Below are 14,382 nucleotides of genomic sequence, written 5' to 3' on the forward strand. Positions count from 1 at the left end.
CCCAAACAGTTACCCTTTTTCGAGAGTGACAAAAAAAAAGCGATCGCTTCATGAAGTTGATTGATTTTAGATTTTAACAGGTTATTGCGATCGTATGGATTGACCTCTCCCCCAGCCCCTCCCCGAAGCCAAGAGACAGGGTGGTTAGGTCTATGTGCAAAGTGGGAGAGTGCGATCACTCTGATAGAATGGTCAATTAGATGAAAACATTGTTATCTTTGTACTCCTAAAGCTTGACTGCAAATGACATCTATAAAATAAATAAATAAATGGTTTATTAGATATTATTCACTTAATCCTATAGTTCCAAGTCTTAATAGCTAAATCAATATACCATCCTAAATTTGTAGGAGTATTTCTTTCCTGTGACCACCACGATTCTAAAAGAGAAATATCAAAAGGACGGGTAGCACCTTTCAGGAGATAGATCAATAAATCTAAAGTGTTTATATTTCTACCATCATTGGATGAGGCTTGACATAAATACATATTTGCACTTGTCCATTTCGACATACCATGCCTGTCAAATGAGAAACAAAAATTATTGTTAGAATTCTCTTCAAGATTAATGGTAGTCTTAGTACACACTAACCATTCAACGACAGAATCTTGATCAAAATGGCTGTTATTTGCAGCTAATACAAAACCAAATCGTGCTACTGGAATTTTGATTTTAGTTCTCACCTTAGTTGGCAACCAAAGAAATAACCATATCCCTTTACCTGTATTAGTTATTTCTGCTAGTTTCTTATGATTTTGTCCTTCACCAGTACCATATAGTATTTTTCTATAAGTAGGGCTAACCATTTCCTTCACTTTTGGTTTAGCCATAAAAAGCTCTCTGATGATTCTAAAATTTTGACGAGTATCTACAGGCAACTTACTTTCAAAGTTATGAGTAAAAGCTGGCAATATTGTACTTCGTAGGTCTTCATTTTGTAAGCTACCAGGTAAGCCAAACACAGGGTAAAGAATATCATAATTCTTACCTTCTAATTGGAATTTAGGAGTTGTTGTCTGATATTCGATATGGAATTTACAAAAATATATATCATCTTCAAATTTTGATGATTCTTTATCTATATAGTTATCTTCATGAAAAATAGGAGCAATAGCGATTAATTTTATCGGTAAAGAGTAATCGATTTTATCGGCAAAAGATTGATTTTGTAAAATATTTTTTCTATATCTCAATAGCTGAGATACTAATCCTCTATCTTCTTCATTTTTTAATTCAATAATGACTGCTTGTTTATCTAATTTGCTACAGCATAGTAAATCACAACGCTGCATTTGGAGACTATGCTGACGTTTAATTAAAACCAATTCTGGGAATATTATGTCAAAATAAGCTTCAATATAATCTTCTAAATCTTGTTCAGACTGAAAGCGAATTTCTCTGCCAATGTAGATTAATTTACGATTAGCTTTGTCTGACTCCTCATTCCGTCTCTTCGAGTTGGTTGTTAAATGTTTCGATTTTAGATAGGGCATGAAAATTTTGAAATACAATAATCAATAATCTATAAACAAATTATTGTATTTTTTATATATTTTTAATGGTAAAAATACTGAAATATAATCTATTTTAACAGCCTCTCAACTTCCTCATCAGTAAAACCGAACTGGCGAAAAATACGCAAAACATAAGCAGGAGATATTTCTCTTGCACCCATATCTATAGGAACTACTCTCCTTTAGATTTTGGCTATTGAAAGATGGAGTATTCATATGATTTTTGTGAGTTCTCCAACACTATATATTTAAAATTAAGGTGAGCTAAAAAAGCTCACCTTAATTTAGATTAGACCAACAAAGCTTGTTCTTCTTTTGAAATCACTCGCCCTTCATCCTCAAAACCGATGATTTGATCGAAGTTCAAATACCGATATAAATTATCAGCAAAAGGATCAATTTTCTTAGCCACAATATCTAAATATTCCGGCACTGTGGGAATGCGTCCCAGCAGCGCACAAACTGCGGCTAATTCCGCTGAACCAAGATACACTCGTGCATCTTTACCCATGCGATTATTGAAGTTGCGAGTAGAGGTAGAAAATACTGTTGTACCATCAGCAACTCGCGCCTGATTACCCATACACAAGCTGCATCCTGGCATTTCAGTTCTCGCACCCGCAGCCCCAAAAATGCTGTATACACCTTCTTCTTTTAATTGGTGTTCATCCATGCGGGTTGGTGGTGCTATCCACAGGCGAGTTTTCACTTCACCGGCACCTTCCAAAACTTTCGCTGTTGCCCGATAATGACCGATATTCGTCATACATGAACCGACGAATACTTCTTGCACTGGGTCATTAGCAACTTCCGATAATAATTTAACATTATCGGGGTCATTGGGAGCAGCAACAATTGGTTCTTTGATTTCGTTCAAATCAATTTCAATTATCTCGGCATACTCCGCATCAGCATCAGCTTCTAGTAACACGGGATTTGCTAACCATTCTTCCATTTTGGCGATACGGCGGAGGATGGTACGCGCATCGTGATAGCCCCGCGCTATCAAGTTTTTCAAAAGTGCGACATTAGAACGCAGATATTCAGAAATTGTCTCTACACTCAGTTTAATAGTAGAACCTGCACAAGAACGTTCGGCAGTAGCATCAGCGAGTTCAAAGGCTTGTTCAACTTTTAAATCTGGCAAACCTTCAATTTCTAAAATTCGCCCGGAGAAAACATTTTTCTTGTTCTGCTTTTCTGCTGTCAGCAAACCTTTTTGAATTGCTACGTAAGGAATAGCATTCACAACATCCCGTAAAGTAACACCGGCTTGCAATTTACCTTTGAATCTTACCAAAACTGACTCTGGCATATCCAAAGGCATGACACCCAAGGCTGCTGCAAACGCTACCAACCCAGAACCAGCAGGAAAGGAAATACCTAAGGGAAAACGAGTGTGAGAGTCACCGCCAGTTCCTACGGTGTCGGGTAGCAGCATCCGGTTCAGCCAAGAGTGGATGATACCATCGCCGGGACGCAAGGCGACGCCGCCACGTTGGGCGAAAAAGTCGGGTAGTTCGTGATGAGTTTTAATGTCAACTGGTTTGGGATAAGCTGCTGTGTGACAGAAACTTTGAATCACTAAGTCTGCACTGAAACCCAGACAGGCGAGTTCTTTCAATTCGTCGCGGGTCATGGGACCTGTGGTATCCTGGGAACCAACGGTGGTCATAATGGGTTCGCAAGATGTGCCGGGACGTACACCAGTTAATCCGCAAGCTTTACCTACCATTTTCTGTGCTAGGGTGTAGCCTTTGCCTGTATCAGTGGGTTGGTGAGGACGGATGAAGAGGCTGCTGGGTTCTAAACCGAGTGTAAGGCGGGTTTTATCGGTGAGGGTACGTCCAATAAGTAGGGGAATGCGTCCACCTGCGCGGACTTCATCCAGGATAGTATCTGGTTTCAGGGTGAAGGTGGAAATAACTTCGCCAGTTTCGTTGGTGATTTCGCCTTTGTAGGGATGGATGGTAATCACCATGCCAGTTTCTAGTTTACTGACATCGCATTGAATAGGCAAAGCACCAGCATCTTCAGCTGTGTTAAAGAAGATTGGCGCGATCGCACTACCTAAAACATAACCCCCAGCGCGTTTGTTTGGCACAAAAGGTATATCATTTCCCATGTGCCACAAGACTGAGTTAATGGCAGATTTACGGGAAGAACCTGTACCAACGACATCTCCCACGTAAGCGACAGGATGTCCTTTCTTTTTCAACTCGGCTATGGTTTGTAAACTTCCTGGTTGCCGTGACTCTAACATCACTAAGGCGTGTAAGGGAATATCCGGGCGAGTTGTGGCGCTTTGGGCGGGGGATAAGTCATCGGTGTTGGTTTCGCCAGGGACTTTAAAAACAGTGACAGTAATGGCTTCTGGGACTGTTGGGCGAAGGGTAAACCACTCAGCTTCCGCCCAGGAGTCAATCACCTGTTTGGCGAAAGGATTGGTTTTCGATAACTCTAAAACATCGTGGAAAGCGTCGTACACCAACAGAATTTTGCTTAAGGCGTTGGCGGCGTAAGCTGCAATGGGTTCTTTTCCTTGTCCACCCATCACCAGAGGCGTTTCGGAAGAGTCTGAGAGGGATACAGTGGGCAATTGCAGCAAATCGATTAAAGATTGCACGTTGTAACCACCTATCATTGTCCCTAGCAATTGCACTGCTTCTATGGGCGCAATTAAGGGACTGGTGATTTCCTCCTTCGCAATGGCAGTGAGAAACCCAGCTTTGACATAAGCTGCGGCATCAACACCAGGAGAAATGCGATCGCGCAATAAATGTAATAATATCTCCTCTTGACCCTTTGGCGGATTTTTCAGTAATTCACATAATTCTGAGGTTTGCTTCGCATCCAATGGTAAAGGAGGAATACCGAGTGCTGCTCTTTCAGCAACGTGTTTACGATATTGTTCTAGCATTTTTATGTTCTCCATTGGGATGTTCTATCTTTAATTATGAAATATTTTTAGTCAATACTTTGCTATAAGAGTTTAGCTTACTTTTATGATGAAAGCCTTACTGGTAATCGTTTATTAGCAACTTTTTTATACTAAAAGAAAAGTATGAGGCGAATAGAATTCGCTACTACACTAGCATTGTTTACCTCCGTAGACTAAGAGTAAATCAAGGATTTTTAACCCAGGTCGGTGGGTTTTGTATTTCGACTCGGCTCAACACAAGTCTGTATAGCCGCAACTTCTATTCGCCAAGTGTAGTAATAATGAATTAGATTGATTGTTGGTTTAACCAAGTTTCTAAATCGGCGACGTTAGAAAAGTCTAGCAATGCTTCTCCTAAATTCTCTAATTGTTCAATGGGTAAACCTTTAATTCGCCCGATTAATGATGCATCAATTTCACCAATACGGCGATTTAGTAGACGCAGTATTAAGTCTTCTTTTCCTTCTTGCCTTCCTTCTTGCCTGCCCTCTTCTTTGGCTTGTTCTCTGTCTCTTTGATAAAGTGGTTCTAGTCGCATAATTAACTCTTTATCAATTGAAATAAATTAGATTAATTGTTGGTTTAACCAAGTTTCTAAATCAGCAACACTATAAAAATCTAGCAATGCCTCTCCTAAATTCTCTAATTGTGCAAGCGATAAGCCTTTAATTCGCTCGATTAATGACGTATCAATCTCACCAATACGGCGATTTAGTAAACGCAGTATTAAGTCTTGTTTCCCTTCTTGCCTTCCTTCTTGCCTGCCCTCTTGCCTTCCTTCTTGCCTGCCCTCTTGTCTGCCCTCTTCTTTGGCTTGTTCTCTGTCTCTTTGATAAAGTGGTTCTAATCGCATAATTAACTCCCTATCATCTGCTTCTAATTCTTGGTTTACTCTCAAGTTTTCACGCAAGTTGTAAACTAATTCAAGAGTTGCTTTTTGGTATGGATGATCTAATGGTAACGCTTGCAACTCGATAATCGCTTGCGACTGCACATTCCCCCTACCTAAAAGCCTCAACCATAATGTCTCTGGTGTTTGGGGTAGTTGGTGTATTGCTACAATTGCTGTTCGCAAGGCATCTGGCAGAAAATGCACTCCTGATAACCAACCTGCTTTTTGCATAGTTCCAAAGCTAGACAATCTAGTTTCAGATATGGTTGGTGTAAAAACCCACAATTGAGGAATTTCTGAGTCCTGAAGTTTGGTTTTATTTGCCTTAGCTTCTCGTCGCAGGAGAGCCTTTATTTCTAATAATTTGAGAATACAATCGCAGATTTCATCGGTAGAAGCTGGATTGCGGTATGGTTCTATAATCGCAGGCTGTTGGGCAAATCTTCCTAGCAAACCCAGTATTTGTATATTAGAGCTTTGCTGTTTAGAAGGAGTGAATAAAACATCTATTTCTTTAATCTCTCCTGATACTTTTTCTGATGCCTTGACTTCTCCGTAATCTTTTAATAATTCTTCTAGATAGTCTTTGGCGAATTTATCATGGATAAACCTGGTCATTCAATTTTAAGATTTCGGAAGTTTTGGGTTAATGCAAAGTCTTATTATATAGCAGTTTTGAATCATTCGTAACAAAATAGATCCCCGACTTCTCAAAAAAGTCGGGGATCTGCTGGACATCTTGAATTTAATTTTCACAGATACCATTCTAAAAAAGTTAAAAGCAGATTCTATAAACCTTTTGATTTTTGACTTTTGATTTCCCGTTAAGGCGTGGCGGTTATTGCATTTTCATCTGATGTTTTATCTATGTTCGATTTCAAGCGTGTCAATCTGCTTTTACGGATACGTTCGCTGTCTCGAACGCCACCTGCAAGTTCATATTCGTTGCTGTTTTTGCCGTACTTGAAACCAACCCACGTCAGCATTTTATCTGAAACCTGACTTAAGGTTTTTTCCATCTCATCCAGCTTTTTTCTAGAAGAGTCAATCATAGCTATAGCAGCATTATAATCATTAAGCATATTGTGAAAATTTTCTATTAATTGAGCCAGGTTTTGCAAGCTGTAAGTATCATCAAAATTGATATTTGGATCTATAGCTTTCAGCCCGGCAACTCTAAATTTAGCTTTTTCTAAAATCCGGGAACTACGTTTTCTCCGAGTCATAATTTTACGTTTTTAATAGCTTTACAGAGCTATTTTGTCTCAATTTACCTGTATTCTGGTTCAGCAAAAAACGCATTTTTTGTAGTAAAAGTTTTTATTAATGCCCGTGATTTCTCGGAATTTAATAATTAAAGGTTGATTTTCAGCAAAATAATATTATGTTTAAGCAATAGACAATAGGGCACAGCAATGATCGTAGGTGTCAACTCAACGTCAAAGCCCTAGAATCACTTGGTATTAAGTCCACTTGCTTACAATCACTATCCGCGTCAACCCAGTTTTGTAAGCCATCGGCTACCGTGTACACACAAGTCAAATTACCCCCCTCAATCCCCCCTTTTCTAAGGGGGGAAGCCGGAAATCTAGTTCCCTTACCTTTACAAGGGGAGGGTTAGGGTGGGGTAAAATGCATGTGGAATAAGCGTTTAAGCTTCACTTGACACCAATGAGCATTGCTGTGCCCCTACAAATAGTCTGTATTCCATGTTGCTTTAACTTTAAGCCTTAATGTTGTAACCTTAAGCCTTTATGTTCTAGCTCTAAGGCTTTATGTTATAACCTGAAGTCTTTATGTTGTAACCTTAAGGCTTTATGTTCTAGCTCTAAGGCTTAATGTTTTAACCTGAAGCCTTAATGTTGTAACATTGATGACCAAAGTTTGTTGGTGAGTGCATTATAGCAAGCGTGGTATTTTAACGATTTTTTTCATGGCTCGCCCAAAACGCAATTTATAATCAGGTTTTTGCTATCACATTACGACTCGCTGCAATAACCGCGAATTTCGCCTAACGCGCTTAGAATGCCGCGAAGTCTATCTGTATGCCATCAAGAAAGCACAGGAAAAATATCAATTTAAACTCTATGCTTTGTGCATTATGAGCAATCATGTGCATTATCTGCTGGAACCAAAACAACCAGAAGATTTACCGAAACTTATGCACTGGTTGAATTGGTATACTGCTATGTGTTTTAACCGAATGCTCAACCGCACGGGGCATTTTTGGGAAAAGCGCTACCACAGTACAGGTTTTGCCAATACAGATAAACGTCGGGCGTTAAATACTCTGCGATATATTCACACTAACCCGAAAGCCGCAGGAATACAGCAACCCCGCAGTGCCAGGTAGGGGGGATCTAGAACGTTTTACTACCGACAAGAGGACTTTTTAAACATTGTCTAATCAGCAATAATTTTTATCGCTCCTCCACGCCAGCAATTACCGCCAACCCCTTAACGCGATCGCGCATATTTATTTATAGTAAGCAAATTTAACTAATTTATTTGAGTTTATTATACTAAAGTAGGTCATCATAGCTGCAAAATCAACCTTAAATCATATTGTCGCAGCAACGGGCGCGATCGCACATAACTATAAATCAGCAACCACTATGATAGTAATTACATCTGTGCATCCACCCGCAGGTGTTCATCCCATCGTCTCACTCTTAGCCCCAAGAAAGTCATGTCAGTTGCCCAAGAATTAGAACCAGGAGAAGATATAATATTTCCGCGAGGAGATATTTACAGTGACGAACCACCATTGGAAAGCGATTTACATCTACGCCAAATTATTCTGTTATTACAATGCTTAGAATTGTGGTGGCAAAATCGCAATGACTTTTATGCGGCGGGAAATTTGACGATTTACTATAGCCAACGTCAACTTAAATCAGAAGAATTTCGCGGCCCAGACTTTTTTATCGTGCTAGGATGCGAAAAAAAACCGCGCAAAAGTTGGGTGATTTGGCAAGAAGATGGTAAATATCCGAATATCATTGTCGAGTTGCTTTCGTCTTCTACAAAAGCCACAGACAAAGGCTTAAAAAAACAAATCTATCAAGATATCTTTCGCACCCCAGAGTATTTTTGGTTTGACCCCAATAATTTAGAATTTATGGGATTTCATTTAGTAGACGCTCATTACCAACCAATAGAACCGAATTCCCAAGGTTGGTTATGGAGTCAGCAGTTAGATTTATATCTGGGTGTGCAGGACAATCAATTACGCTATTTTATGGCACAAGGAGAGTTAGTGCCGACACCGCAAGAATTGGCAGAACAGGAAAAGCAGCGTGCTGAACAAGAAAAGCAACGTGCGGACGAGGGAAAACAGCTTGCAGAGCAAGAAAAGCAACGCGCAGAACGCCTAGCCACTAAGTTGCGAGAATTAGATATTGACCCTGATATTCTCTAAAGAAAGTTTATCGCTTCTTCTACCTAAATTGTTATAGTAATATCTGGATATTTTTAACTAATTCAGATAAACTAAGAAATTTGTCCGTAGCATCACCTTCTTTTGTATATGCCCAAAACTTACACCGTCGAAATTGATCACCAAGGCAAAATTCATACCTTGCAAGTTCCTGAAAATGAAACGATCTTATCAGTTGCCGATGCTGCTGGTTTGGATTTGCCAAGTTCCTGTCATGCAGGTGTTTGCACGACTTGCGCCGGTAAAATAAACGAGGGAACTGTCGATCAAGCTGATGGCATGGGCGTTAGTCCACATTTGCAAGAACAAGGTTATGTATTGCTTTGCGTTGCGAAACCTCTTTCTGATTTGAAAATTGAGACAGAAAAAGAAGACACCCTTTATCAGTTGCAATTTGGTAAAGACTAAATAATCAGTGAAAAGTTGTCAGTACTCAGTTATCAGTATTGGAATGAATTATTGATAACTGAATAACTGATAAATAACATAAGTATTTCATAGCACCTGATATCAGCTATTCTAGAAACTACAAATCAACAGGATATACTGAGATGACAACTCATTTTATTACCGCAGAAATTGATTTACAAGAAACTCCGGCAGAGTTACTCAAAACAATTGAAACAGAGTTGAAGAAACAAGGAGAACCCCTTCGTTGGGCTGTTACTTCTGTAGACGTTGCCCAGCAGAAGGCTACAGTTGAAGCCGTTGTTACGACAGTCAGTGCCGAGTAGTGAGTTTAGAAGAGCGGAGGAGCAGAGGGGCAGAGGAGATAATACTAACTCCTAACTCAGCACTCCTAACTCAGCACTCCTAACTCACCACTCAATATGTACACTGCTATTTTAATTGTACCAACTGGTGTTGGGGCTGCTATTGGGGGTTATGCCGGAGATGCTTTGCCTGTTGCCAAAGTTATAGCACAGGTTTGCGATCGCCTGATTACTCACCCCAATGTCCTCAATGGCGCTAGTTTATACTGGAATCTCCCCAATTCTTTCTACGTTGAAGGTTTCGGACTTGACAAATTTGCTGCTGGATGCTGGGGTTTGCGTCCAGTCAGGAACAACAAAATAGGTTTGCTTTTAGACCAAGGTATTGAGCCAGAATTGCGGCTACGACACTTGCAAGCAGCCGACGCAGCCAGAGCCACTCTCGGATTGACCTTAACAGATTATGTCATCACTGATGCACCATTAAATGTAGAATTACGGACTACTTCATCTGGTGCCAGTTGGGGGACAATTGGTAACCCCGATAGCTTGTTAAGGGCAGCTGAAATCCTGATTAAAAAAGCTGGAGCAGAAGCGATCGCAGTTGTTGCCCGTTTCCCCGATGATATCGATGAGGAAGCAGTACAGAAATATCGGCAAGGTGAAGGAGTTGATTCCCTCGCGGGTGCAGAGGCCGTAATTAGCCATTTGCTAGTGCGAACCTTTCAAATTCCTTGCGCCCATTCTCCGGCTCTTGCTAGCTCACCCCCAGAACCGAATTTATCACCGCGTTCCGCTGCTGAAGAATTGGGTTACACCTTTTTACCGTGTGTTCTCGTAGGCTTGAGTCGCGCTCCACAATTCATAATAGAGAGAGGAGCGATAGCATCCCATCAAGAAGATATTTGGGCAGATAGAGTGGATGCTGCGATCGTACCTGCAAATGCCTGTGGTAGTAGTGCCTTACTGAGTTTAAGCCAAACACGATGCCAAATAATTACAGTAGACGAAAATAAAACTGTAATAACAGTTCCTCCCCAACCGTTGGGGATCAAATCCATACAGGTAAACTCATATTTAGAGGCAGTGGGTGTATTGGTGGCACATAAAGCAGGCATCAATCCCTGCGCCCTCCGTCCAAAATTATTGTCTTTAGAGCTCAGTGGTCATTAGTCATTAGTTATTTTTCCTCAATGCCCCATACCCCATGCCCTTCAGAAGTGCTGTACATGGATAGCGGGGCGTTTAGCCCGTACTGAGTAGGGAATTTCAGTTCTTTATTCAGAACTTCGGAACTCGGAACTGTTTTGCCCCATGCCCCATTCTCTAAAAACCCGTGATTGAACAACAAAAGCCAGAACCAGAAATTCCATATTTGACACGCATCCAAATACTTGGGGCGATGGGAGCGACTGCAATCATTTTGCTGATAGTCTCCAAACTGTCGTTGCATTTTGGCAACTTTTCCCTATTTTCCTGGAAGTTGGATCAAAGAGATTTGCTGTTGGGTGTAGGGTTGGGATTTGTCATCACCGCATTAAGTGGCTTAGCTTATCGCATTTGGACTCCCTACCGTAAAAGTGCAGATTATTATCTGGAAATGGTACTCAAACCTCTAACCTTACCGGATTTAATTTGGTTGGGGTTGCTACCAGGTTTAAGTGAAGAATTGTTATTTAGGGGTGTGATGCTGCCAGCTTTAGGTTTTAATCATCTGGCTGTAGTTATATCCAGTCTTTGTTTTGGCATTTTGCACCTGAGTGGTTCTCAGCAATGGCCTTATGTCATTTGGGCTACATTCGTCGGAATGATATTAGGATATAGTGCCTTGTTCACTGGTAACTTATTAGTGCCGATCGCCGCTCATATTATCACGAATTTGATTTCTAGCTCTATGTGGAAAATCTGGCAGTTGTCGGCAATTAAAAATTAAATTTTGAGCGTAAAAGTGACTGGGTGTAAAATCGAAAAATTATGGTGTTTTCTCTTACCCACCACCAAATTTTCAAGAACTTTTTCCCAGTACCCAGTACCCAAACGCCATTTGTCCCCCACCAAACATAAAAGTTGGTGGGCGAGAAACCGCGTGACCAGTTGAAAATCATCCCATAAATTAATTGCCGTCAGCAGAATCGAGTTTTATCCGAACTTTATTTGGACGACATGGGCTTCCCCAACAAACTTGCCCAGAGGGCATATTTGTCAAAACACTACTACGAGCGCCAATCACCGCATTAGCCCCAATTTGCACTCCGGGTCCAACGAAACAATCTGCTGCTACCCATGCACCATTGTTAATGGTGATACTCGCTGTTTTCAAACCAAAGGCAGGGTCTTGGATATCATGACTACCAGTACAGAGATAACTTTTTTGGGAAATTACACAGTGTTCGCCAATGTGAATCCGATCTAGGCTATATAAAACTACGTTATCTCCAATCCAACTATAGTCACCAATGGTAACTTTCCAAGGGTAAGTAAAGCGGGCAGTGGGTCGAATTAACACACCTTTGCCAATACGAGCGCCAAATAGTCGCAGTAAAGCACAACGCAGAATGTTTAACGGTTGAGGAGTCAGCGGAAAGGCGATCGCTTGTACAAACCACCATAGCAAAATATACCAACCAGGACGCCCTCGATCAAACCAAGATTGGTCATATTTGCCTAAATCTACGAAAGGTTTGTCATTAGTCATTGGTTATTCTCACCTTTGCCCCTCTTCTCCCCATCACCCCATCTCCCTCATCTCCCTCATCTCCCTCATTTCTCCTGCTTCCTGCTTCGCGGTAGTAGCAGTATTTAGATGACCACCACAATTGCGTAATTCGTAAAGTTTAACGCCAATTTGATATTCATATTGACTCAGCAAACGTGCATATATGTATCCTGCTTTGCCATCTAAAAAACCGCGTTGGATTATATAAAATAAAACAAACCGCAAAAGTGGTTTAAATGGCAAATGTACCCATACTTTTTTCAAAAATCGCTTGCGTTGCACCGCATCACCAAATAAATTCGCGCCGATGGTGCCGCTATCATCTTGACCTGTGAGAATATTAAAATAAACCCGAGCTTCCCAATTGGAATAGCGGTTATGCCGTTCTAACCAGTGATAAAGGTCGCGAAAGTCTTCGTGGAGCATATCATTTTTTAGATACCCAACTTTCCCTTCCAAAATTACATGTTCGTGAACTTCATTGTCACCAGTGTTGGGAATATCTTCAGTATGTAAGTTCTCGTAGCGACCTTTTTTATGCTTAAATAAACGTAGATTCCAATCAGGATATTTACCACCATAGCGAATCCATTTTCCTAAGAAAAATACGCGGCGATTGAGATAATAACCTGTATATTCATCATCATGAATTGCTTGCTCAATTTCTGACCAAAGTTCAGGAGTGATGCGCTCGTCACAATCGACAATTAACACCCATTCGTTACGAAAAGGTAGATTATCTAAAGACCAATTTTTCTTTTTAGGCCAATGTCCATTGAAGTTGAATTGTACGACATTTGCACCGTGACTTTTAGAAATTTCAACGCTGTTATCAATACTTTGAGAATCGACTACAAATATTTCATCTGCTCTGGCAAGACTAGCGAGGCAAGCAGGCAAATTTACTTGTTCATTTTTTGCCGGAATTAATACAGAAACTGGTATTTTAGATGACATAATGACTATAAATTATGTTATTTGAAAAAGAATTCAGGAGTCAGGATGGGCTACGCCCCGCTGAGCTAACAGGAGTCAGAATTAATTGGGAATATGATTAATTGGGGATTTGAAACCCTTTTAAAATCATAGATTTGGAAGTATACAATCAGGTGGTTTAATTCCCAAATTCCAAGTATTCTGATTTCTGTATTCTTCTCTATTTCTTTGATGCGGATAAAAGACCTTGAATAGCGGCGTTTAAGTAGCCAATTTGACCATAAGCATACACAAGTTTATCGAATCGTTCTGCAGGATCGGAGAAATATTGCAATGCTTTATACAAGCCGCGCAAAAATCTTTCGCCGCCTCGCCGTAACTGAGCGATACCGGCTTTGCCCGCGAGTTGTTCTCGATAGCACTCGCTGATACCTTGCCACCAGCCGCGGTTTAAAAACCAAGAGCGTTGAAGGCGTTCAGGAGCGACATTGTGGGCAACTAGTGCTTCTGGAAGATAAGCGACTTGCCAACCACGTTGTAGGGCAAATTCGGTCATTTGTAGTTCTTCATTAGATAATAAATTTTTCCCCACTCGACCAAGATGAGGATCGAAACCTCCAATTTCTTCTAAGAAACTGCGTCGGATGGAGTAATTTAAGCCTCTGGGTGTTAAGCCAGGTTGCTCAATGTAGATAATTGTGTCACCCAAGTCGTATGCACCCAGATTTGCAGCTAGCCCCGGAGATAGCCACCGTGGTTGTTGAATTCCTTCAGGCCATAGGAGAGTGACTTTCCCACCTGCGATCGCTAGCTTAGAGTTATTGTAATAGGCAAAATATAAAATCTGTAACCAGCCCTTGCTCGCAACTGCATCGTCATCTAGATAAACCAGAATATCACCACTAGCTACTTTGGCACCTGTGTTGCGGGCAACAGATAAGCCGATGGTGGGTTCAAAGACATACTTCAGGCGAGGATTGTGGATTCTTTGTTCTACAACTTCACGGGTGCGATCGCTAGATCCATTATCAACTACCACAACTTCAAAATCAGCAGCAAAATCCTGCTCTAAAAGACTATCAATTGCAGCTCCTAAATAGGCATCTCGATTGTGGGTACAGATAATAGCAGAGATTTGGATGTCTGGCATAGATTTAATTTTGGATTTGAGATTTGGGATTTTAGATAAAAATCTTAAATCCAACGCACACCTGCTGAGAGTTAATCTAA

At 40.8% G+C, this 14,382-nt stretch carries 14 protein-coding genes; 6 read left to right on the forward strand and 8 right to left on the reverse strand.

The window, feature by feature from the left end:
• Positions 1-288 precede the first annotated feature (288 nt).
• The 5 genes from ACFG4S_RS18495 to ACFG4S_RS18515 form a co-directional block, all read right to left on the reverse strand.
• Entirely contained in the window at positions 289-1,494 is a 1,206-nt protein-coding gene (locus ACFG4S_RS18495; protein WP_392530496.1) for a hypothetical protein, read from the reverse strand.
• Between the two features lie 310 nt (positions 1,495-1,804).
• Complete coding sequence (gene acnB, locus ACFG4S_RS18500) at positions 1,805-4,435, reverse strand: bifunctional aconitate hydratase 2/2-methylisocitrate dehydratase (protein ID WP_392536020.1); 2,631 nt, start codon at positions 4,433-4,435, stop codon at positions 1,805-1,807.
• Positions 4,436-4,742: 307 nt separating this feature from the next.
• Positions 4,743-4,994 (reverse strand): DUF4351 domain-containing protein, encoded by a 252-nt coding sequence (locus ACFG4S_RS18505; protein ID WP_392530497.1) that lies wholly within the window; start codon positions 4,992-4,994, stop codon positions 4,743-4,745.
• A 27-nt stretch (positions 4,995-5,021) separates the two neighbouring features.
• Positions 5,022-5,966: a DUF4351 domain-containing protein gene (locus tag ACFG4S_RS18510; RefSeq protein ID WP_392530498.1), complete on the reverse strand. Its 945-nt coding sequence runs from the start codon at positions 5,964-5,966 to the stop codon at positions 5,022-5,024.
• Positions 5,967-6,172: 206 nt separating this feature from the next.
• Complete coding sequence (locus ACFG4S_RS18515; RefSeq protein ID WP_392530499.1) at positions 6,173-6,574, reverse strand: hypothetical protein; 402 nt, start codon at positions 6,572-6,574, stop codon at positions 6,173-6,175.
• A gap of 752 nt (positions 6,575-7,326) precedes the next feature.
• On the opposite strand from ACFG4S_RS18515, the gene ACFG4S_RS18520 reads away from it, so the two are divergent.
• From ACFG4S_RS18520 to ACFG4S_RS18545, 6 genes are all read left to right on the forward strand, one after another.
• Positions 7,327-7,701, forward strand: a complete 375-nt coding sequence (locus ACFG4S_RS18520) for a transposase (protein ID WP_392536021.1) — start codon at positions 7,327-7,329, stop codon at positions 7,699-7,701.
• A 336-nt stretch (positions 7,702-8,037) separates the two neighbouring features.
• Positions 8,038-8,769: a Uma2 family endonuclease gene (locus ACFG4S_RS18525; protein ID WP_392530500.1), complete on the forward strand. Its 732-nt coding sequence runs from the start codon at positions 8,038-8,040 to the stop codon at positions 8,767-8,769.
• A gap of 108 nt (positions 8,770-8,877) precedes the next feature.
• A complete protein-coding gene (locus ACFG4S_RS18530) occupies positions 8,878-9,195 on the forward strand; it encodes a 2Fe-2S iron-sulfur cluster-binding protein (RefSeq protein WP_392530501.1) in 318 nt (105 codons plus the stop codon).
• Positions 9,196-9,338: 143 nt separating this feature from the next.
• Positions 9,339-9,521, forward strand: coding sequence for a hypothetical protein (locus ACFG4S_RS18535; protein ID WP_392530502.1), 183 nt, complete (start codon positions 9,339-9,341; stop codon positions 9,519-9,521).
• Between the two features lie 96 nt (positions 9,522-9,617).
• Positions 9,618-10,673: a DUF3326 domain-containing protein gene (locus ACFG4S_RS18540; RefSeq protein ID WP_392530503.1), complete on the forward strand. Its 1,056-nt coding sequence runs from the start codon at positions 9,618-9,620 to the stop codon at positions 10,671-10,673.
• 163 nt (positions 10,674-10,836) lie between these two features.
• The gene (locus tag ACFG4S_RS18545) at positions 10,837-11,433 is read left to right on the forward strand and encodes a CPBP family intramembrane glutamic endopeptidase (protein WP_392530504.1); all 597 of its coding nucleotides are present in this window, start codon (positions 10,837-10,839) and stop codon (positions 11,431-11,433) included.
• A gap of 180 nt (positions 11,434-11,613) precedes the next feature.
• On the opposite strand, the gene hpsU is transcribed toward ACFG4S_RS18545, so the two are convergent.
• The 3 genes from hpsU to ACFG4S_RS18560 form a co-directional block, all read right to left on the reverse strand.
• Positions 11,614-12,195: a hormogonium polysaccharide biosynthesis acetyltransferase HpsU gene (hpsU, locus tag ACFG4S_RS18550; RefSeq protein ID WP_392530505.1), complete on the reverse strand. Its 582-nt coding sequence runs from the start codon at positions 12,193-12,195 to the stop codon at positions 11,614-11,616.
• A gap of 33 nt (positions 12,196-12,228) precedes the next feature.
• Positions 12,229-13,173, reverse strand: a complete 945-nt coding sequence (locus ACFG4S_RS18555) for a glycosyltransferase family 2 protein (protein ID WP_392530506.1) — start codon at positions 13,171-13,173, stop codon at positions 12,229-12,231.
• Positions 13,174-13,372: 199 nt separating this feature from the next.
• A complete protein-coding gene (locus ACFG4S_RS18560; protein ID WP_392530507.1) occupies positions 13,373-14,302 on the reverse strand; it encodes a glycosyltransferase family 2 protein in 930 nt (309 codons plus the stop codon).
• Positions 14,303-14,382 lie beyond the last annotated feature (80 nt).

Source organism: Nostoc sp. C117, from assembly GCF_043099735.1.
Lineage (GTDB): Bacteria > Cyanobacteriota > Cyanobacteriia > Cyanobacteriales > Nostocaceae > Nostoc.